This is a genomic window from Streptacidiphilus sp. EB129, from assembly GCF_041262645.1.
Lineage (GTDB): Bacteria > Actinomycetota > Actinomycetes > Streptomycetales > Streptomycetaceae > Streptacidiphilus.
Genome location: NZ_JBGCCS010000014.1, coordinates 39,623 through 59,704, shown reverse-complemented (window position 1 = coordinate 59,704; position 20,082 = coordinate 39,623). Strand labels below are relative to the sequence as shown.

The window sequence follows — 20,082 nt, the reverse complement described above, 5'->3', positions numbered from 1 at the left end:
AAAGACTCGGCTGGCCACCCCCACCCCAGGACACCTCATGAGGGACACACCTTGAGCGGATTCGTCGAGAAGCCAGAGCCGGCGCAGGTGCCCGGTCTGATCCATCTGCACACCGGCAAGGTTCGCGACCTCTATCGCAACGACGCCGGCGAGCTGGTGATGGTCGCCAGCGACCGGACCTCTGCCTTCGACTGGGTGCTGCCCAGCGATATCCCCGACAAGGGCCGCATCCTCACCCAGCTGTCGATGTGGTGGTTCGACCGCCTCAGCGACCTGGTGCCCAACCACGTGATCTCCACCGACGTCCCCGAGGGGGCGCCCGCGGACTGGGCCGGGCGCACGATGGTCTGCCGCTCCCTGGAGATGCTGCCGGTCGAGTGCGTGGCGCGCGGCTACCTCACCGGCTCCGGCCTCAAGGAGTACGTGCAGCACCGCACCGTCTGCGGGATCGCCCTGCCGGAAGGCCTGGTCGACGGCTCCGAGCTGCCCGCGCCGATCTTCACCCCGGCCCTGAAGGCCGAGGTCGGCGAGCACGACGAGAACGTCCCCTACGAGGAGGTCGCCCGCCGGGTCGGTGCGGAGACCGCGGCCCAGCTGCGGCAGACCACGCTCGCGGTGTACGGGCGGGCCCGGGACATCGCCCGGGAGCGGGGGATCATCCTGGCCGACACCAAGTTCGAGTTCGGGCTGGCCGGCCCCGCCGGCGAGGGCGAGCATCCGCAGCTGGTGATCGCCGACGAGGTGCTGACCCCCGACTCCTCGCGGTTCTGGCCGGCCGACGAGTGGAAGCCCGGCCAGGCCCAGAGCTCCTTCGACAAGCAGTTCATCCGGAACTGGCTGAGCAGCCCGGAGTCCGGCTGGGACCCCGCCTCCGAGGAGCCCCCGCCGCCGCTGACCGAGCAGGTGCTGGCGGCGACCCGGGCCAAGTACGTCGAGGCCTACGAGCGCATCACCGGTCAGGCCTGGAGCTGATCCCGTCCCGGGGCAGGCTGTGTCGTCACAGCCTGCCCGGCAGGGCCGGACAACGCGGCCGGACGGCAGGGCCGGACAACGCCGAAGGGCGCACTCGATGAGTGCGCCCTTCGGTACTTCTGGAGCGGACGACGGGATTCGAACCCGCGACCCTCACCTTGGCAAGGTGATGCTCTACCAACTGAGCCACGTCCGCATGGTGTTCACCGTGGTGTTCCTTTGGCCTCTCGGCCTCCGGTCCGTTCCGGCGAGCACTACTCTACCTGATCCTTGGGGCGGCTTGCGCCACCCGGCTGGAGCGTCGAGTTGAGCAGGTGACAGGGATTGCACACTGCGCCTCTCCCCTGGAAGGGGAGCGCTCTACTACTGAGCTACACCTGCGAGCTCACCCCGTTGACCTGGCCTTTCGGCTTCCGTCTCCGGCGTGTTCCGCTGAAGAGAACAGTAGCCCATGGATCCGGTGGTGATCCACGAGCATGGGCGGTTTGAGACTTAGGTCGTATAAGTCCGTTTCACCCCATCCGAACTGGGGCCGCCCCGGGTCCGGTCCAGGTCGGGTCCACCCGTCCCGGACCGGCCCGTCACCGCTCAGCTCGCCTCGGCGAACTTCTCGTAGACGTGCTTCGGCAGCCGCCCGCGCGCCGGCAGGTCGATGCCGCGCGACTGCGCCCAGGCGCGGACCGCCGCCGGGTCCGGAGCGACCTCGGTGCGGCGCAGCGCCTTGCCGCCACGCCCCTGCTTCCGGCCGGCCGCGACATACGGCGCCAGCGCGGCTCGCAGCTTTTCGGCGTTTCGGGCAGACAGGTCGATCTCGTACGACTTCCCGTCAATGGCGAACTGAACGGTTTCCTCCGCCGTCCCGCCGTCGATGTCGTCAGAGAGAGTTACCACTACGCGCTGAGCCATGGGTGCCAATCCTCTCGGGTTTTGCCGCTGGCCTGGCCGGAGCAAAAACCCGCAGGTCGGAGGTACGGTTTTTGGTGCCCACGATGTCGTGGACCCCGCTGTGCGTCGAGCGCGGTCAGGAGACTGCGTCCGATGACTGCCATTCTGCCTCCACAACGGCGAAAAATCGAAGAGGCAAGTTTTTGGGATCGATTTTCCGTGTCGGTTCGAGACCTCTGCGATACCGGACCGAAACCGGTGGACGGCGGGGCTCCGGGACTGGTATTGCACGCCGGAATGGGTCGAATGAGGCAATTTCTGCCCCGGTGCAGGGGTGGATATCCCTTCGGCCCGCTGATGGCCATTTGTGTGAACCTCCGCACGTTGGGCCGTATCTACGCGCGTCGCACTGGAGGACCATCCAGGAGTCCCCCGTTCCCCCGGTAGGGTGGGAACTCCCCGCACCAGACATCACCGGGAGTACCCGTGGCACGCGTCGTGGTCGACGTCATGCTCAAGCCCGAGATCCTCGACCCCCAGGGCCAGGCGGTGCAGCGAGCGCTGCCGCGTCTGGGCTTCGCCGGGATCGCGGACGTCCGCCAGGGCAAGCGCTTCGAGTTGGAGCTGGAGGGGCCGGTCGACGACGCCGCCCTCGCCCGGATCCGCGAAGCCGCTGAGACCTTCCTTGCCAACACCGTCATCGAGGACTTCACCGTGAGGGTGGAGGAGCCGCAGTCCTCCGGTGATGCAGCGTGAGCGTACGCATCGGCGTCGTCACCTTCCCCGGCTCGCTCGACGACCGCGACGCGCAGCGGGCCGTGCGCCTGGCCGGCGCCGAGCCGGTCGCCCTGTGGCACCGCGACAAGGACCTGCACCAGGTCGACGCGGTGGTGCTGCCGGGCGGATTCTCGTACGGCGACTACCTGCGCTGCGGAGCGATCTCCCGCTTCTCGCCGGTGATGGACACCGTCATCGAGCAGGCCAGGGGCGGGATGCCGGTCCTCGGGATCTGCAACGGCTTCCAGGTGCTCTGCGAGTCGCACCTGCTGCCCGGCGCGCTGACCCGCAACGACAGCCTGCACTTCGTCTGCCGCGACCAGAAGCTGCGGATCGAGAACGCCGGCACCGCCTGGACCAACGCCTACGAGCAGGGCCAGGAGATCACCGTTCCGTTGAAGAACGGTGAGGGCCGCTTCGTCGCCGACGAGCACACCCTGGACGCCCTGGAGGCGGAGGGCCGCGTCGTCGCCCGCTACCTGGACGTCAACCCGAACGGCTCGTACCGCGACATCGCCGGGATCAGCAACGCCGCCGGGAACGTCGTCGGCCTGATGCCGCACCCCGAGCACGCGGTCGAGCCGCTGACCGGGCCCGGCACCGAGGGGCTCGGATTCTTCGCCTCGATCCTCAAGCAGCTGGTGAACGCCTGATGACTCTCGACACTGTCAAGCACGCGACCGGGACCCCGGACGCCGAGCAGCCCTGGGTCGAACTGGGCCTGAAGGCGGACGAGTACGCCCGGATCCGCGAGATCCTGGGCCGCCGCCCCACCGGGGCCGAGCTGGCCATGTACTCGGTGATGTGGTCGGAGCACTGCTCGTACAAGTCGAGCAAGGTGCACCTCAAGCAGTTCGGTGACAAGAAGCCCGAAACCGATGCCCTGCTGGTCGGGATCGGCGAGAACGCGGGTGTGGTCGACGTCGGCCAGGGCTACGCGGTCACCTTCAAGATCGAGTCGCACAACCACCCGTCCTACATCGAGCCCTATCAGGGCGCGGCCACCGGCATCGGCGGCATCGTGCGCGACATCCTGGCGATGGGCGCCCGCCCGGTCGCGGTGATGGACCCGCTGCGCTTCGGCGCGCCGGACCACCCGGACACCCGCCGGGTGCTGCCCGGGATCGTGGCCGGCATCGGCGGCTACGGCAACTGCCTGGGCCTGCCCAACATCGGCGGCGAGGTCGTCTTCGACTCCTGCTACCAGGGCAACCCGCTGGTCAACGCGCTGTGCGTGGGCGTGATGAAGCACGAGGACATCCACCTCGCGCAGGCGTCCGGAGCCGGGAACAAGGTCATCCTCTACGGTGCCCGCACCGGGGGCGACGGCATCGGCGGCGTCTCCGTGCTGGCCTCGGAGACCTTCGACGCCAGCGGCCCGGCCAAGCGGCCCGCCGTCCAGGTCGGCGACCCGTTCCAGGAGAAGCTGCTCATCGAGTGCACCCTGGAGATCTTCAAGGAGAAGCTGGTCCTGGGCATCCAGGACCTCGGCGGCGCCGGTCTCTCCTGCGCCACCAGCGAGCTGGCCTCGGCCGGTTCCGGCGGTATGCACATCGAGCTGGACACCGTCCCGCTGCGCGACGCGACCCTCTCGCCCGAGGAAATCCTCATGAGCGAGTCGCAGGAGCGCATGTGTGCCATCGTCGAGCCGGGCAAGGTCGACCGCTTCCTGGAGATCTGCGAGAAGTGGGACGTCATCGCCACCGTGATCGGTGAGGTGACCGACGGCGAGCGGCTGGAGATCTTCTGGCACGGCGAGCAGATCGTGGACGTGCCGCCGCGCAGCGTCGCCCACGACGGCCCGACCTACCAGCGGCCCTTCGCCCGCCCGTCCTGGCAGGACGCGCTGCAGGCCGACGCGCCGACGGCGGAGCGACTGAAGCGCCCGGCGAGCGGCGAGGAGCTGCGTGCCGCCGTGCTGCAGCTGGTCGGCTCGCCGAACCAGGCCGACAAGTCCTGGATCACCAGCCAGTACGACCGCTACGTGCTCGGCAACACGGTGCTCTCCACGCCCGAGGACTCCGGCATGGTGCGCATCGACGAGGACACCGACCTCGGCGTGGCCATCGCCACCGACGGCAACGGCCGCTACGCCAAGCTCGACCCGTACGCCGGCGCGCAGCTGGCCCTGGCGGAGGCGTACCGGAACGTCGCCGCGACCGGCGCCAAGCCGCTGGCGATCTCGGACTGCCTCAACTTCGGCTCTCCCGAGGACCCGGACGTGATGTGGCAGTTCGCCGAGGCCACCCGTGGCCTCGCGGACGCCTGCCTGATACTGGGCACCCCGGTGACCGGCGGCAACGTCTCGCTCTACAACCAGACCGGCGACGTCGCGATCCACCCGACCCCGGTGGTCGCCGTGCTCGGCGTGATCGACGACGTCAACCGGCGTACGCCGATCGCGTTCGCGGAGGAGGGCCAGCTGGTCTACCTCCTCGGCGACACGGCGGACGAGCTGGGCGGCTCGGCCTGGTCCCAGGTCGCGCACGACCACCTCGGCGGACTGCCGCCGAAGCTGGACCTGGAGCGGGAGCGGCTGCTCGCCGAGATCCTGATCTCCGGCTCCCGCGACGGCATGATCGACGCGGCGCACGACCTCTCCGACGGCGGCCTGATCCAGGCCGTGACCGAGAGCTGCCTGCGCGGTGGCCAGGGCGCACGACTTGTCGTGCCGGACGGGCTGGACCCGTTCGTGTTCCTGTTCAGCGAGTCGGCCGGCCGCGCGATCGTGTCCGTGCCGCGCAGCGAGGAGCTGCGCTTCACCGAGATGTGCGGCGTCCGGGGTCTCCCGGCCACCCGCATCGGCGTGGTGGACGGCGACTCCATCGAGGTCCAGGGCCAGTTCACGCTGTCCCTGGCGGAGCTGCGCGACGCCCACACCGGCGTCATCGAGGCCCTGCTCGGCTGACCGCGCCCGGGCGCGCTGCCCACCCGGCTGTACCACTGCCGCCCCCGGCGACCTCCCGGTCCCGGGGGCGTCGGCGTTCCCGGGGTCGGATGTCACATCGGCGCGCGCTGTTCTGTCTCCTCTTGCGACGGCCCGCATCGTGAAGGCCCGCACAGAGGAGGCACCAGCCATGGCTCGCATCTCGCTCACCCCGCCCAGGACCGTGCTCTACCGCATCGGCGAGTGGTACTCCAGGCGCACCTACGGCACGGTGCTCGACCCGGGCAAGGCGTACGCGCACAACAGCGCGGTGCTGATGGCCACCACCCGGTTCGAGCTGCGGCTCGCCAAGTGGAACAAGCTCGACCCGGGGCTGAAGGCCCTCGCCGTGATGGCCTCGGCAGCCATGATCGGCTGCTCCTGGTGCATGGACTTCGGCTACTGGGAGAGCCACGAGCGCGGCATCGACCCGGAGAAGCTGCGCAACGTCCCCAACTGGCGTACCGCGCGGGGCGTCTACACCGACCTGGAACGGCTGGTGATGGAGTACGCCGAGGCCATGACCGAGACCGTGCCGACGGTCACCGACGAGATGGCCGAGTGCCTGATCGGGGACCTCGGCGAGGCGGCCTTCGTCGAACTCACCACGATGATCGCGGTGGAGAACCTCCGCTCCCGGGTGAACAGCGCCTTCGGGCTGGTGGGGCAGGGCTTCAAGGACCGCTGTGAGGTCCCCGCCCCCAGGCCGCTCACGACCCGGCCATGAGCCGGGCGTTGACGGCGTCCACCAGCGGGCTGAGGACCTCCTCCAGGTGCTGGTAGTCGCTGCTGTGGCCGTCCGACCACTGACCGAGGCCGACCGGCATCAGCTTCTGGGCGCTGCTGAACCGCTGCACCGGTCGGCTGGTCACGGCGCCGGGGGCCTGGACTACGATCGGCGGACGTGAGTCCTGACGCTTCCGACACCGCCCTGGCCCGGTTCCAGCAGCACCGTTCGGTCCTCTTCGGCATCGCCTACCGTCTGCTGGGCAGCGCCGCCGACGCCGAGGACATCGTGCAGGACGCCTGGCTCGCCTGGAGCAGGGACGACCGCGCCGACATCGTCGACCCGCGCGCGTATCTGGCCCGGACGGTCACCAATCTCTCGCTCAACCGGCTCAGGTCGGCCTCGGTGCAGCGCGAGGCGTATGTCGGGCCGTGGCTGCCGGAGCCGTTGGTGACCGCTCCGGACGTGACCGGTTCGGTCGAGCAGGCGGAGGCGATCTCGCTGGCCATGCTGGTCGTGCTGGAGTCGCTGTCGCCGCTGGAGCGCGCGGTGTTCGTCCTCAAGGAGGTCTTCGGCTTCGCCTATGCCGAGATCGCCGGGATGGTGGACCGCAGTGAGGTGTCGGTCCGTCAGGTCGGCAGCCGCGCGAAGAAGCAGGTCCAGGCGCGACGCCCGCGCTACGAGGCGGCGCCCGAGGTACGGCGCCAGGTCACCGACGAGTTCCTGGCCGCCTGCGTCGGCGGCGACCTGAACCGGATGATGGAGATGCTCGCACCGGACGTCACCGTGTGGTCGGACGGCGGCGGCAAGGTCCGTGCGGCACTGCGGCCGATCGTCGGCGCGGACAAGGCGGCCCGCTGGATCCTCGGCGTGCTGTCGACTCCGCTGCCGGACATGGCCGTTCACCACGTGGACGTGAACGGCCAGCCGGGACTGCTGTTCACCTCGGCCGGAGCCGCCGACAACGTCGTGGTGGTGGAACTGGACGAGAGCGCGATCGTCGGCATCCGCCTGGTCCGCAACCCCGACAAGCTCCGCCACGTCTCGGCGCCCTGACCCGATCTGAACCTGACCCGATCTGACACCTGAGCCGATCTGACCTGGTCCGGCGGGTCCGATCGGGGGAATCCCAAGCCCGGGTGGTGCAGGCCACGCCGCCCGGGCTTCCCGCGCCCTCGGTTGATTCATTATGATGAACCTCGATCACATCCGTGAACAGATGGATTGCCGAGGAATCCGATGGACCTCCACGCCGTACTCACCCCGCCGCTCTCCTTCCCGTTGACCCCCTTCGCCGAGGACGACACGGTCGCCGCCGATGTCCTCGTCGCCCATGTCGAACAGCAGGTCGCGGCGGGGACCAGTGCGGTTTTCGTCGCCTGCGGCACCGGCGAGTTCAGCGCTCTCGGCCGCGATGAGTACCGCGAGGTCGTGACCGCCGCGGTGAAGACGGTGGCCGGCCGGGTCCCGGTGTTCGCGGGCGTGGGCGGTGGCCCGGCCGCTGCCCGCGAGTGCCTGGCCGACGCCGTCGACTGCGGTGCCGACGGCGTGCTGCTGCTGCCCCCGTACCTGGTCAGCTCCACCCCGGAGGGGATCCTTCGGCACATCGCCTACGTGGTCGCGGACAGCCCGCTGCCGGTGATCGTCTACCAGCGCGCCAACGCCCGGCTGAGCCCCGCGACCGCGCTGGCCCTGCTGGACCTGCCCCAGGTCGTCGGGCTCAAGGACGGGCTGGGCGACATCGAGCAGATGCAGCGCATCGTGGCCACGGTCCGCACCAGCGGGCATCCGCGCGCGGCCGGGTTCGCCTTCCTCAACGGCCTGCCCACCGCCGAGCTCACCGCCCGCGCCTACCGGGCCATCGGCGTCGGCAGTTACTCCTCCGCCGTCCACGCCTTCGCCCCCGACCTCGCCCACGCCTTCGCCCGAGCCCTCGACGAGGGTGACGACGCGCTGGTGGACCAGCTGCTGGCGGCGTTCCTGCTGCCACTGGCGGAACTCCGTGACGCCGTCCCCGGGTACGCCGTGTCGCTGGTCAAGGCGGCGGCGCGGCTGGAAGGGCTCGCCGTCGGCCCGGTCCGCCCGCCGCTGGTCGAGCCGACCGAGGAGCACGTCCGGGAACTCGCCCGGATCATCGCCGCGGGCCGCGCCGTGCTCGCCGGGCGGGCCGCTCGATGAGGATCCGTCAGATCACGGTCACCCCGGTCGCGTTCCACGACCCGGCGCTGCTCAACGCGGTCGGCGTGCACGAGCCCTACGCGCTGCGCAGCATCATCCAGCTGCACTGCGAGGACGGCATCGTCGGCCTCGGCGAGTCCTACGGCGACGACGCCTTCCTGGCGCTGCTGGCGACCGCCGCCGAAGCGGTCACCGGGCTTGACGTGTTCCACCTCGGGCTGATCCAGGAGGCGGTGGCCCGCGCCCTGCGCGGCGGTGCCTTCGCCGACGCCCACGGCCTGACCGGCGGCTTCTCCAGCTCCAAGACCGTGCTGTCGGTCTTCTCCGCCTTCGAGGTCGCCTGCCTGGACGCCCAGGGCAAGGCCGTCGGCCGTCCGGTGGCCGACCTGCTCGGCGGCGCGGTCCGGGACAGCGTGCCGTTCTCGGCGTACCTGTTCTACAAGTGGGCCGCGCATCCGGGCGCCGAGGCGGACGAGTGGGGCGAGGCGCTCGACCCGGACGCCATCGTCCGCCAGGCCGCCCGCATGATCGACCGCTACGGCTTCGGGGCCGTCAAGCTCAAGGGCGGGGTGTTCCCGCCCGAAGAGGAGATCGCGGCGATCCGGGCACTGCGTGCCGCCTTCCCCGAACTGCCGCTGCGGCTGGACCCGAACGCCGCCTGGACCGTCCCCACCGCGTTGAAGGTGGCCGCGGAGCTCGACGGCGTCCTGGAGTACCTGGAGGACCCGACTGCGGGCATCGAGGGCATGGCCGAGGTGGCCCGGCAGGCGCCGATGCCGCTGGCCACCAACATGTGCGTGGTCGCCCCCGAGCACCTGGCGCCCGGACTGCGGCAGCAGGCGGTCGGGGTACTGCTGTCGGACCACCACTACTGGGGCGGGCTGCGGCTCTCGCAGCACCTGTCGACCCTCTGCGAGAGCTTCGACGTCGGGCTGTCGATGCACTCCAACAGCCATCTCGGGATCAGCCTCGCCGCGATGGTCCAGCTCGGCGCGGCGACCCGGCACCTCAGCTACGCCTGCGACACGCACTGGCCGTGGAAGCGGCCGGACGAGGACGTGGTCCTGCCGGGCGCGCTGCGCTTCGTCGACGGCGCGGTGCCGGTTCCACGCGGGCCGGGGCTGGGTGTGGAACTCGACCCGGACGGGCTGGCCCGGCTGCACGAGCTCTACCTCGGCTGCGGGCAGCGGCACCGTGACGACACCGCGTACATGCAGCGTCTCCACCCCGGCTACACGCCGCACACTCCCGGCTGGTGAGCGGTCACGGGTGGTGACGGCCGGGGGCGACGGGTGGGGCGAATCACCGTGCCTGATACCGGAATGCGACACACCGGGTGACCGCAGTTCATCGGAATTGGCTAGAGTCCCTTGCCATGGCCGACTACCAGAACCCCCCCGTCGAGGACCCGTCCGCGAGCACCCAGATGTTCCGTGCCTTCGTCGACGAGCCCCAGCCCAAGCCCGCCACCGCCGTCTCCGAGGGCAGCCGCACCGGCATGATCACCATCGGCGTGATCATCGCCCTCGTGGTCGTCGCCGCGGTGGTCTACCTCGCGGTGAAGTAGCAGGACGCCGCTGCTCCTCCACCGGCCGGGCCTGTACCGGCCGGGCCGCCTGGCTCCGCCGAACGCGCGCGCTGCCGACCGTGCACTTTCCGTGCACGGTCGGCAGCGCGCGCGTCTCAGCCGGTGGTGACCGTCGCGGCGCGGGTCTCCAGGTGCATGCCGAGGGGGACGCGCCAGTCGTCCAGGCAGACCGTCCAGGTCTCGCTGACCGAGGAGTGCCCCGGGACCGGCGCGCGCAGCGGCTGCGAGGTGCTGTAGGTCCACCAGTCGACGCCGAGGGCGCCGATGACATGGGTGGCGAAGGTGGCGGTGCCCGAGGTGGCGGCCTGGCCGCCACTGTTGGTGAGCGTGAGAGTGACGTTCTGACACCAGCGCTGCGCGGTACCGGCGGTGCTCGGAGCCGAGGCGCTGAGCGCGGCGGGGGTCGCCGGAGGGCCGCCGGTGCCGGCGCCGCCGGACGCCCCACCACCGGACGCCCCACCGCCGGACGCCCCACCACCGCCGGACGCCCCACCACCGCCGGACGCCCCACCACCGCCGGACGCCCCACCACCGGACGCCCCACCACCGGACGCCCCACCACCGCCGGACGTCCCCCCGCCGATGCCGGACGCCCCGCCGGAGCCCGAGGAGCCGCCGGAGCCGCTCCCGCCCGTGCCAGAGGCGCCTGTGCCGCCCGTGCCTGAGGTACCGCTTGTGCCGCTCCCACCGCCGGTGCTGCCGCCCGAGCCGGTGCTGCCGCCCGAGCCGGTGCTGCCGGCGGTGCCCGCGCCGCCGGCGGTGCCGCCTGTGGACGAGGTGCCGCCCGCGCTGACCGGTACGCCCGTCGTGCCGCCGGTGCTGCCCGTGGCTGCGCCGACGGTACCTGGGGCGGTCGGTGAGCCGCCCACGCCCGGCGCTGCGGCGCCCGCGCCGTGCGCCGCGGCTGCCGCCGCGGTCGACGGGCCGGCGGTCCCGGCCGCAGCGCCGCCCGGCGTGGTCGTCGGGTCCAGCGGCACCAGGACCACCTGCCCCGGCACCACCGTGCCCCCCGCGCTCGGCGCCGTCCCGGTACCCACGGCGACATAGCCGCCGCTGTGAGCCGCGCCACACGCGGCCGCAGCCAGGGCGACCAGCACCGCCAGCGCAGTGCCCCTCGCCGCCCGTAGTCCGCCTGGCCCCATGACCCACCCCCAGCGCGCTAGACCCAGCCAGTTTACTGATGGGTCATCAGATGGGAAGGGCATCATCGTCCCGCTTGCCTAGACTGGCCGAGCACCGCCCGAACACACGCGCGGAGCGACACCGCGCAGGGAGAGCCGACGTGACCAAGCAGCAGACCACCCAGCCCCAGGGCATCGCCCGAAGCCTCGGGCTCCGCGCCGCCGTCAACGCCCGCGACCTCGGTGGGTACCGCACCGCCGACGGCCGCACCGTGCGGGCCGGCGTCGCGCTGCGCAGCGACGCCCTGCACCGCCTCACCGATGCCGACCTCGACGTCCTGGTCGAACTCGGGGTCCGCCAGGTCGTCGACCTGCGCGGGCTGAACGAGGTCGAGGAGAACGGCAGCGACCGGCTGCCCGGCCTCTCGGCCGCCGACTGCGACCGGGTCGAGCTCACCGACGCCCCGGCGACCGCCGCCGAGGGCCCGGTCCGTCTGGTGCACCTGCCGGTGTACTCGCCGGACCATGACATCTACGTCGCCCTGCGCGACGTCCTCGCCAGCCAGGACGCGGAGGCGCAGCAGGCCCTGCTGGGCGACGGCGGCGGGGTGCGGATCATGACCGAGATGTACCGCTGGTTCGTCACCGACGAGGTGATCCGGGGCCGCTTCGCGGAGACCGTGCGGCTGCTCGCCGATCCGGCCGGCACGCCGCTGCTGTTTCACTGCACGGCGGGCAAGGACCGCACCGGCTGGACGGCCGCGATCGTGCTCACCGCGCTCGGGGTGGACCGGGCCACCGTCTACGAGGACTACCTGCTCACCAACGAGCGCACCGCGGCGCTGATCGAGCACGTGCTGGACTCGTTCGGCACCCGGGGCGTGATGCAGGACCCGTCGCTGATGCTGCCGATAATCCGCGCCGAGTCGGGCTACCTCGACGCGGCCTTCGACGCGGTGGCCGAGGGCTGGCCGAGCTTCGAGGAATTCCTCGCCGACGGCCTGGGCCTGGACGCCGACACGCTCGCCGCACTCCGGGCGAACCTGCTGGTGCCCTGAGCCGCTGGTGCCCTGCGTCGGCGGCGCTCTGAGCCGCCGGTGTCCTGGGGCGTCGGCGTCTCGGGATCCCGCCCGGCTCGGGGCCCGGGCGGCGCCCCGCGGCGCCGCCCGGGCCGCTACCCCTCCGCGATCAGGCCTTCGCGCAACTGGGCGAGGGTGCGGGTGAGCAGCCGGGAGACGTGCATCTGCGAGATGCCGATCTCCTCGCCGATCTGCGACTGGGTCATGTTGCCGAAGAAGCGGAGCATGATGATCCGCCGCTCACGTGCCGGGAGCCGGGCCAGCAGCGGCTTGAGCGACTCGCGGTACTCGACGCCCTCCATCGCGGCGTCCTCGTAGCCGAGCCGCTCCGCGAGCGGGCCGTCGCCGTCCTCGTCGGTGGGGGCGGTGTCCAGCGAGCTGGCGGTGTAGGCGTTGCCGACGGCGAGGCCCTCGACCACGTCCTCCTCGCTGACGCCCAGGCAGACGGCCAGTTCCGCGACGGTGGGGGAGCGGTCCAGCTTCTGGGCCAGCTCGTCGCCGGCCCGGGTGAGCGACAGCCGCAGTTCCTGCAGCCGGCGCGGAACCCGGACCGACCAGCTGGTGTCGCGGAAGAAGCGCTTGATCTCGCCGATGATGGTGGGCATCGCGAAGGTCGGGAACTCGACTCCGCGCTCGCTGTCGAACCGGTCGATCGCCTTGATCAGGCCGATCGTGCCGACCTGGATGATGTCCTCCATCGGCTCGTTGCGGCTTCGGAAGCGGGCGGCGGCGTAGCGCACCAGCGGCAGGTTGAGCTCGATCAGGGTGTCCCGGACGTAGACGTAGTCGCGGCAGTCCGGGGTCAGCGTCGCGAAGCGCTGGAAGAGGGCGCGGGAGAGGGTCCTGGTGTCGAGCCCGTCCCGCTCGACCGGCACGGTCTCCGCCGGACCCGGAGTCTGCGGGGTGTCCGACAGATCTGTGGTGTCTGCGGCATCCCCGGTGAGCGGGGAGAGCTGGAGATGGGGGAGCAGGACGGCGTCGGGTTCGGGCCGCACCAGTTCAGCCGCCCGAGGGGCCGGGAGGGCCGCCGCGTCGGAGTGAATCTCAGGGCTGCCCACTTCTACGTCTACGGACACGCTACCCCCTCAGGACTGCACCGCTGCCGATGAGTCGACTTGGCGACGACTCGATGTACCTCCACTGGGATACCGGCACAGCGCCCACCGCAAACCCCAACACGACCAGACGTCACCTGGCGGTAACGTGACGCAATGGGAGGTTTGGGCAGGTAACCATTGGATTGCGCAGTGGGGCTGACGGTGCGCCAGGGGTTAGTTCTCCCAGGCGTTGTTGCTGCGCAGACGTGCGAAGATCCGTGCCAGCAGCCGGGATACGTGCATCTGCGACATCCCCAGCTCGGTACTGATCTGGGACTGCGTCAGGTTGCCGAAGAAGCGCAGCATGACGATCTGCCGCTCACGGTCGGGCAGCTGTACGAGGAGATGACGAACCATGTCGCGATGCTCCACATGGGTGAGTGCGGAGTCCTCGTAGCCGAGCCGGTCGAGCAGGGCGAGGCCGCCGTCGTGCTCCTGGGTGGCCTCCAGCGAGGCGGCGTTGTACGCCCGGCCGGCGTCGAGGCAGGCCCGCACGTCCTCCTCAGGGATCCGGAGGTTCGCGGCGATCTCGGGGACCTTGGGCATCCGGCCGTGGGTGACCGTCAGCTCCTCCATGGCCCCGCTCACCTGCACCCAGAGCTCCTGCAGCCGACGCGGGACGTGCATGGTGCGGACGTTGTCGCGGAAGTAGCGCTTGATCTCGCCGAGGATGGTGGGGAGGGCGTAGGTGGGGAACTGCACGCCCCGGTTCGGGTCGAACCGGTCGATGGCGTTGATCAGGCCGATGGTGCCGACCTGGACCACGTCCTCCATGGGCTCGTTGCGGCCCCGGAAGCGCGCGGCGGCGTACCGCACCAGCGGCAGGTTGACCTCGATCAGAGCGGCCCGGACCCGCTCGTGCTCGGGAGAGCCAGGGGCAAGCTCGGCCATGCGTTCGAAGAGGACGCGAGTGAGCGTACGGATGTCGACCCGGCTCGCATCCAGGCCCGGTTCCCCGGCCTCGGGGGGCGCGGGCAGGTCGCCCTCGTCCTTCGCGCTCCCCTGTGTCCGCACGACGCGCCACCCCTCGCAAGCCGCAGAGCCAGAGGCGGAACGCGTGCCCCAGCCTGCCATCCGGCAAACCGGTCATAGCATCACAAGAGGGATGCTATTCGGGCAAGCACCACATATAGGCGTGTTGACGACATGCTGACGCGGGGGTGAATCCGCGCCGCCGTACGGACCTGTCACGGCGCGGACTCACCCCCGAAGAGCCTGCGTCAGACCTCGATGTCGGCGATCACCCAGGTCGCGAAGGTCTTCCACTGGGAGACCCCGTCCTGGTGCGCCGGGTGGGTCAGGTAGGCCTGGAGTGCCGCAGCGTCGTCGACCAGGCTGTTGATCGCGTAGTCGTAGGCGATGTCACGGTCGGTCACATTCCAGCCGCACTGCCATTCGCGCAGTTCGGGGATGAGGCTGCCGAGCTTGTCGAAGGCCTCGGCGCCGGCGACGACACGCGGGTCGTCCTTGGTGACGCCGTCGTTCAGCTTGAACAGGACCAGGTGGCGGATCATCGGATGCTCCTCGGGAGGGTGTGCGGCCGCCCGAGGCTACTTCACCAGACTGGTCATGAAGGTCCCCACGGACTTCGCCGCATTGGAGATGCCGGTGAATCCGACCTGCACCAGGTCGGCTGCGCGCACCGGCGACGTGATGATCGTATACAGCACAAAGATGATCAGCAGATACATCGCGATCTTCCTTGCCTGCCCCATGACCCCGCCCGCCTCCCTGGCGCACTTTCCCGTGCCACCACCTCTGGCCGAAGCTTAGAGCCCGTCCCGGCCATCTGTCCGACCAGTCCCCACCTAAGCGGTGCGTGAATCCGCCGGGACCAAGGTCCCCGCAGGAGGGGCCGGATGCCGGATGCAGTCGCCGCAGGTGTGCCGCAGAGTAGAAGACGTACCGAGCGGGACTGGCAGGAACCACTCGGTACGACGACCGGAGCCCCCGCTGTGGGACCGGCCACCGCTTCCTCACCCCGAAGCGGTTGGCCGGTTGTGGGGCTCCGCAGGGGGAGCGGCTTGTCCCCCCACAGCCGCTCCCCCTCATCGGCCTCCTCGGTCGCGAGGGCCCCTCCCCGGGTAGTGGTGGTCAGTGCCCGGGGAGGGGCCCCTCTCCGTTCTCGCCCGTCAGTGCTTGGCTGCTGTTGCCTGACTGTCGGCGGGTGGCTGTCCGTGGGTGACCGATCGGGTGTCGACCATCAGGCCGGCCAGGGCCGCGACGCTCGCCGAGAGCGCCGGCACGGCGGCGGCGTGGCCGGGGAAGACCAGCAGGGCGAGTGCCGACGAGGCCATCGCGAACAGCGCCACCACGCCGACCCCGGTCCAGACCTTCTGCGGGAAGCCCACCGAAGGATTCACCACCGCGCCCAGTAGCGCGGTGACCAGCGGAGTGACGACCGCGCCCAGGCTGGGCACGCCGGACACCCACGGCACGGCGGTCAGGAAAACCAGCAGTATCGCGAGCCCGCCCGCCCCCAGCCACAGGGACACGTTCACCGGCGTGATCGTCGCCGTGCCGGTCTGCGCATTCGTCGGCACTGTCGCCATCTGCTTCCCCGTCCTCCCGGTACGCCCAACTGCTCAGCCCTCGCCGTGCCCTGCTGCTGCGCCGGCCGGCACCCCGCATCATCGCGCGCCCCGACCCCCCACCGGAAGGCGACCGTCCGAACCGCCCGACTCCGCCCGATCCGTGCCGTTCTGACAGCGTGCAGCCCGTCCTGATCCCCGGCTGTGTCTCGGGCCGGGTCTGCGGGCTCACCGGGACGCGTGCAGAGCGGCGAGCCCGTCCCAGGACGTGTTCGTCAACGCCCGGGGTGGTGGAGTGGTCGCCGAGTTGCCCTTGACCAGCGGATTTACGGCAGGGCGTGGATTTCTCGTGGGCTCGATCGAGAGTACGGATGAGACCGGAACGCGTGAGGCCCCGCCAGTTGACTGGCGGGGCCTCACGTTTGTCCTGCTCGGAGCGGTAGCGGTGGGATTCGAACCCACGGTGAAGTTGCCCCCACACACGCTTTCGAGGTCTGCACCTGGGCTCTATGGGCAGTTCACCATGATCCAGAGCTGTTCGCGCCGGTTCATTACCGCAGGTCAGATAGGGGTGAGCTCGGGGCCGAGACTGTGAGCGGACCCGCGCGAACCACGGCGGATGAGACTACCGATGAGACTAGGAGCCCTGCCTGATTCGTTCCTGGGCGTCCGCGCGGAAGGAAGGGTCGTCGGGCGAGTCCTCGTCGCTTGCGAGTCCTTCAGATCACCGTTGAGGGGGCATGCTTGCTGAGGTAACTCTTGAATACCTTCCGCACCTCACCCTGAAGATAGCCTGACTGAGGCGAGTGGGGGACGACCTCCCGCTCGTACTCACGGTGTCTGGCATCGAGATAGCGCACGATGCTGGGGGAGCCGGTGTTGGAGACGAAGAGCTCGTTCTGCGTCCGAATGTCAGCGCGCAGACCCTCGAAGTTGCGGGCCAAGCCGATGGGCATGCTGGAAACGTAGTACTTGCACTCGACGATCAGGGTGCACCTGCTGCCTCGTGGGGCGATCTTCTGAGCCCGGCTGATCGCTGCTTCCTCGGCCGGCAGCACAAGGACATCGCACTCGTGCAGAACGCCGGACGTCCCCTGTACACAAACGCCGAGGTGGACCTCCAGCGCCGGGGCCCCAGCGAATTCGATCACAGCATGGGTGAAGGGCTGACTGGTGCCGTATAGCTGCCCAGGGCCTGTACGGAACACCAGATTGGTGGCCTTCGCGCCGTAGACGTCCTCGTAGGTGACTGCGGCGCCATGCCTACTGGCAGTGGCGACGATCAAGGAGAAGATGAAACCCTCGTAGACATCCGACGCTGCCGAGGCTCCGCTGTAGGAGACTGTGCCAACCGTCAGTAGGTTCTTGATCTCAGCGATGAGCGGATCGATGCTGCTCAACTGCGAACCTCACTCACGGCGTTGACAAAGAGGGCACTGATGCGTTCGCGCTGCTCGCGAGGCATTCGGTCGGCGAGAACGGCTGAGCGTTCCCGTCGATGACGGGCATTTTCCTCTGGCTCGAAGGCGACGTCGTGAACTTCGTGGCGCGTCCCCTCGTCGCTCTCAGGGGCGGCATACAGGGTCTTCAGGGTTTCCAGCTCGATCTCGGGCAACTCGACGATGACGCGTCGGAGTGCATCAAGGAGGAGCTCCACTCGCTCTGAGTCGGCCATGGGTCGCGTGGCGATCACCAGGGTCCCGCCTTTGCGGGAAGCCTCGAATGCTTCTGGGCTCAGCATCCGGCGCTCCACTGTTTCGTACCGCGCGGCTTCTGCGGCCGGGCTTGCCGACTGGCGGTCGTCACTTCCTCGATTGGCGCGACGCCGAAGGATCTTCTCCTCGGGCACCCCCGCAGCGATGGCAGCGTCGACTTCGTCGAGTACCCACTCCAGCGCGGTGTCGGCCAGCATGTCGCGGATCTCCTGCTCCACCCGACGCAGCTCGAACTCGTCCATTCTCCTCCTTCGACATGTGCCTGGAGCGATCCAGCCGAGGATGTTGCCACCCTGGTGTGCAGCTGAGCCAGCGCCTCTTTGACCCAGCTGGAATCAACCGTAGCCGTCGGTACTGACATGAGCCTCTGGTGCTGCGAGTTCCGGGTGGATGGTGTTCGACGGTGGCCTGTGCGCCGGAGGCCGTTGCGCACCGCCCTCTCATGTGCGCGATCCCCCGGGCTCATTTTGGTCGACCCCGTCCGCAGTGCGGCGCCAGTTGTGGACGACGTGGGCCAACTATCGCTGCTCGCAGATGGATGAAGGCGGATCAGGCTGGGAGAGGCCGCAGGAAATCGCCAAAGTGAGATTGTTGATTTGTTTGGGGATTTGATTGTAGATTTCTGCCATGGATCTCTCTCAGCTCCCGGACCTCATTGACGTGCTGCGCGCCGAGGGGAGTGATCTTGCGGAGGTCGAAGTCAAGCAGGCCGCTGGAGGCTTCCCGCAGTCGGTGGCGGAGACCGTCTCGGCGTTCGCCAACGCGCCGGGAGGAGGGCTGCTGATCTTTGGCTTGAACGAGGAGGCGGGGTTCTCGGCGACAGGAGTGTATGACGCGGCCCAGTGCAAGGCTGCGCTTGCCTCCCTGGCCAGGCAAGCGATGGATCCTCCGGTGACGTTCGTGGCGGAGACCCTCGGGTTCGAGGGGGTGTCGCTGGTGGTGGCCGAGATCCACGAGGCACCCGGTTCGGCCAAGCCGGTCAGGGTCAACGCCACGGGGCGGGCGTACCTGCGGGCCGGCGACGGTGACTTCGAGTTGTCACAGGTCGAGGAGCAGGCATTCCTGGCAAATCGGGACGCGCCGAGGTTCGACCAGGAGGTGGTGCCGGGAGCCAGCGTCGAGGGCGACTTGGACCCCGATCTTGTCGACGCCTACGTGGACTCCTGCCGGAAGTCCTCGGCGAGCCTGGTGCGCCTGACCGATGCGGACATCCTGTTCAGGACTGGTGTGACCGCAGGGGTTGAGCGGTCCCCGACCCTGGCTGGCCTACTGGCCCTCGGCATCCATCCACAGCAGTTCGTCCCTAACGCGGTTATCCAGGCGAGTGTGGCTCCCCAGGTCGGAGATCCACTCGGGACCCGGGCCCGGGACACCCGGCGCTTCGACGGACCGATCCCGCTCATGCTGGAGGAAGCGCTGCTATGGGTGGCGCGCAACACCCGGACCAGGGTCCGTTTCACCCCGGACGGGCATGGCCACGACGAACCCGAGTACCCGCCCGAGGCGGTGCGGGAGCTGCTTTCGAACGCCTTGGTGCATCGTGATCTTGGCCCGCATGCGCTCACCCAGGCGATCACACTCAAGCTCGGTGCCGATCAGCTGCTGATCAGCAACCCGGGCGGGCTGTGGGGGCTGACCGTGAGCAGCCTGGGAACGGTCGGCGTGACGTCCACCCGGAACAGCTATCTGGCCCGGATCTGCCAGAACGTTCGCACGGGGCGTGACCGGCGGGTGGTCGAAGCCTTGGCCTCCGGGGTGCCTGCCATTCTCGGGAGCCTCCGCGATGCCGGCATGGTACCCCCGCGCTTCCATGACCAGGGCATCCGGTTCACCGTACGGGTGCCGAACGAGGCACTGCTGGCACCGGACGATCTCGCCTGGCTGGCGGAGGTCGCATCAGCGGCCAGGTTCTCCGAGGTACAGCGGCATGCGCTGGTGGCCATGCGTCGGGGGGCGGTGTGGAGTAACAAGTCGCTGCGTGCGGCTTACCCGATGGACTCCAGAACTGCCACCGTGGCGCTGACAGGTCTCGTTGCCGCAGGACTGGCTGAGCCGTCCGGTGACGGGGCAGGGCGTGTCTACCGCCTCGCTGGTACCGGGCGGGCAGAGCCCACGCGGTCTCCTGGGCGGGTGACCGGGGAGGGTGGTAAGCGCCGGTACACCAGCCGCCGCAGCAACGCCGAGAAGATCCTTGACCTGCTGTCGCGGGGTGGCCCGGCCACGCTCGGCGAACTCGCTGTGAAGTGCGGCCTGAGCGAGCGGCAGGCCCAGTACGCCTTGGAACTGCTGCGCGAGGAAGGGCGTGCTGAGTTGCTCGGGGGACGAGGTGTCACAAGCAAGTACCGAACCTGGAAGGAGGACTGATGTTGCCTTGGCTGGGGTCGACTCTGGAGCGACGGCAGCGTAGTCACACACGCCGCATGAGTGTGCTCCTCGCCCCAGGCGGTCGCCGAACTGCCCTTGACCAGCAGATTTGCGGCCGGAGT

21 protein-coding genes and 2 tRNA genes are annotated in these 20,082 nt (G+C 69.7%); 11 read left to right on the top strand and 12 right to left on the bottom strand.

Translation table 11 applies throughout. The features are described from left to right. Positions 1-51 precede the first annotated feature (51 nt). A complete protein-coding gene (locus tag ABH925_RS18785) occupies positions 52-972 on the top strand; it encodes a phosphoribosylaminoimidazolesuccinocarboxamide synthase (RefSeq protein WP_370149328.1) in 921 nt (306 codons plus the stop codon). Positions 973-1,092: 120 nt separating this feature from the next. Here ABH925_RS18785 and ABH925_RS18780 read toward each other — a convergent pair. The 3 genes from ABH925_RS18780 to ABH925_RS18770 form a co-directional block, all read right to left on the bottom strand. After that, a tRNA-Gly gene (locus tag ABH925_RS18780) sits at positions 1,093-1,168 on the bottom strand. Between the two features lie 113 nt (positions 1,169-1,281). Beyond that, a tRNA-Gly gene (locus ABH925_RS18775) sits at positions 1,282-1,353 on the bottom strand. 207 nt (positions 1,354-1,560) lie between these two features. After that, the gene (locus tag ABH925_RS18770) at positions 1,561-1,878 is read right to left on the bottom strand and encodes an Lsr2 family protein (protein WP_370149327.1); all 318 of its coding nucleotides are present in this window, start codon (positions 1,876-1,878) and stop codon (positions 1,561-1,563) included. A gap of 465 nt (positions 1,879-2,343) precedes the next feature. On the opposite strand from ABH925_RS18770, the gene purS reads away from it, so the two are divergent. The 4 genes from purS (at position 2,344) to ABH925_RS18750 (ending at position 6,287) form a co-directional block, all read left to right on the top strand. Then, a complete protein-coding gene (gene purS, locus ABH925_RS18765; RefSeq protein WP_370149325.1) occupies positions 2,344-2,613 on the top strand; it encodes a phosphoribosylformylglycinamidine synthase subunit PurS in 270 nt (89 codons plus the stop codon). After that, entirely contained in the window at positions 2,610-3,287 is a 678-nt protein-coding gene (purQ, locus tag ABH925_RS18760) for a phosphoribosylformylglycinamidine synthase subunit PurQ (RefSeq protein ID WP_370149324.1), read from the top strand. Before purS ends, purQ begins: the two co-directional genes overlap by 4 nt. Continuing rightward, the gene (gene purL, locus ABH925_RS18755; RefSeq protein ID WP_370149322.1) at positions 3,287-5,542 is read left to right on the top strand and encodes a phosphoribosylformylglycinamidine synthase subunit PurL; all 2,256 of its coding nucleotides are present in this window, start codon (positions 3,287-3,289) and stop codon (positions 5,540-5,542) included. Before purQ ends, purL begins: the two co-directional genes overlap by 1 nt. 169 nt (positions 5,543-5,711) lie before the next feature. Then, entirely contained in the window at positions 5,712-6,287 is a 576-nt protein-coding gene (locus ABH925_RS18750; protein ID WP_370149321.1) for a carboxymuconolactone decarboxylase family protein, read from the top strand. Here ABH925_RS18750 and ABH925_RS18745 read toward each other — a convergent pair. Beyond that, a complete protein-coding gene (locus tag ABH925_RS18745; protein WP_370149320.1) occupies positions 6,271-6,432 on the bottom strand; it encodes a hypothetical protein in 162 nt (53 codons plus the stop codon). The genes ABH925_RS18750 and ABH925_RS18745 overlap by 17 nt on opposite strands. A 32-nt stretch (positions 6,433-6,464) precedes the next feature. Here ABH925_RS18745 and ABH925_RS18740 point away from each other — a divergent pair, with 32 nt between their 5' ends. The 4 genes from ABH925_RS18740 (at position 6,465) to ABH925_RS18725 (ending at position 10,032) form a co-directional block, all read left to right on the top strand. Further along, the gene (locus ABH925_RS18740) at positions 6,465-7,343 is read left to right on the top strand and encodes an RNA polymerase sigma-70 factor (RefSeq protein WP_370149318.1); all 879 of its coding nucleotides are present in this window, start codon (positions 6,465-6,467) and stop codon (positions 7,341-7,343) included. A 183-nt stretch (positions 7,344-7,526) separates the two neighbouring features. Continuing rightward, entirely contained in the window at positions 7,527-8,465 is a 939-nt protein-coding gene (locus tag ABH925_RS18735; RefSeq protein WP_370149316.1) for a 5-dehydro-4-deoxyglucarate dehydratase, read from the top strand. Further along, the gene (locus ABH925_RS18730) at positions 8,462-9,724 is read left to right on the top strand and encodes an enolase C-terminal domain-like protein (protein ID WP_370149315.1); all 1,263 of its coding nucleotides are present in this window, start codon (positions 8,462-8,464) and stop codon (positions 9,722-9,724) included. The genes ABH925_RS18735 and ABH925_RS18730 overlap by 4 nt, the downstream gene beginning before the upstream one ends. A 116-nt stretch (positions 9,725-9,840) precedes the next feature. Further along, positions 9,841-10,032: a hypothetical protein gene (locus ABH925_RS18725; protein ID WP_370149314.1), complete on the top strand. Its 192-nt coding sequence runs from the start codon at positions 9,841-9,843 to the stop codon at positions 10,030-10,032. Positions 10,033-10,148: 116 nt separating this feature from the next. On the opposite strand, the gene ABH925_RS18720 is transcribed toward ABH925_RS18725, so the two are convergent. Then, positions 10,149-11,195: a hypothetical protein gene (locus tag ABH925_RS18720; RefSeq protein ID WP_370149312.1), complete on the bottom strand. Its 1,047-nt coding sequence runs from the start codon at positions 11,193-11,195 to the stop codon at positions 10,149-10,151. A 140-nt stretch (positions 11,196-11,335) separates the two neighbouring features. On the opposite strand from ABH925_RS18720, the gene ABH925_RS18715 reads away from it, so the two are divergent. Next, positions 11,336-12,232 carry a tyrosine-protein phosphatase gene (locus ABH925_RS18715; protein WP_370149311.1) on the top strand — a complete coding sequence of 299 codons (897 nt, stop codon included), beginning with the start codon at positions 11,336-11,338 and terminating at the stop codon, positions 12,230-12,232. 116 nt (positions 12,233-12,348) lie between these two features. On the opposite strand, the gene ABH925_RS18710 is transcribed toward ABH925_RS18715, so the two are convergent. From ABH925_RS18710 to ABH925_RS18680, 7 genes are all read right to left on the bottom strand, one after another. Continuing rightward, complete coding sequence (locus ABH925_RS18710) at positions 12,349-13,167, bottom strand: RNA polymerase sigma factor SigF (protein WP_370149527.1); 819 nt, start codon at positions 13,165-13,167, stop codon at positions 12,349-12,351. A 357-nt stretch (positions 13,168-13,524) separates the two neighbouring features. After that, positions 13,525-14,424, bottom strand: a complete 900-nt coding sequence (locus ABH925_RS18705; protein ID WP_370149309.1) for an RNA polymerase sigma factor SigF — start codon at positions 14,422-14,424, stop codon at positions 13,525-13,527. A gap of 146 nt (positions 14,425-14,570) precedes the next feature. Beyond that, entirely contained in the window at positions 14,571-14,864 is a 294-nt protein-coding gene (locus ABH925_RS18700; protein WP_370149308.1) for a Dabb family protein, read from the bottom strand. A gap of 36 nt (positions 14,865-14,900) precedes the next feature. After that, positions 14,901-15,041 carry a hypothetical protein gene (locus tag ABH925_RS18695; RefSeq protein ID WP_370149533.1) on the bottom strand — a complete coding sequence of 47 codons (141 nt, stop codon included), beginning with the start codon at positions 15,039-15,041 and terminating at the stop codon, positions 14,901-14,903. A 441-nt stretch (positions 15,042-15,482) separates the two neighbouring features. After that, positions 15,483-15,902: a hypothetical protein gene (locus ABH925_RS18690; protein ID WP_370149306.1), complete on the bottom strand. Its 420-nt coding sequence runs from the start codon at positions 15,900-15,902 to the stop codon at positions 15,483-15,485. Positions 15,903-16,600: 698 nt separating this feature from the next. Next, positions 16,601-17,281 carry a hypothetical protein gene (locus ABH925_RS18685; protein ID WP_370149305.1) on the bottom strand — a complete coding sequence of 227 codons (681 nt, stop codon included), beginning with the start codon at positions 17,279-17,281 and terminating at the stop codon, positions 16,601-16,603. Further along, entirely contained in the window at positions 17,278-17,838 is a 561-nt protein-coding gene (locus tag ABH925_RS18680; protein ID WP_370149302.1) for a hypothetical protein, read from the bottom strand. Before ABH925_RS18680 ends, ABH925_RS18685 begins: the two co-directional genes overlap by 4 nt. 385 nt (positions 17,839-18,223) lie before the next feature. Here ABH925_RS18680 and ABH925_RS18675 point away from each other — a divergent pair, with 385 nt between their 5' ends. Further along, complete coding sequence (locus ABH925_RS18675; RefSeq protein WP_370149300.1) at positions 18,224-19,960, top strand: RNA-binding domain-containing protein; 1,737 nt, start codon at positions 18,224-18,226, stop codon at positions 19,958-19,960. Positions 19,961-20,082: the final 122 nt, after the last annotated feature.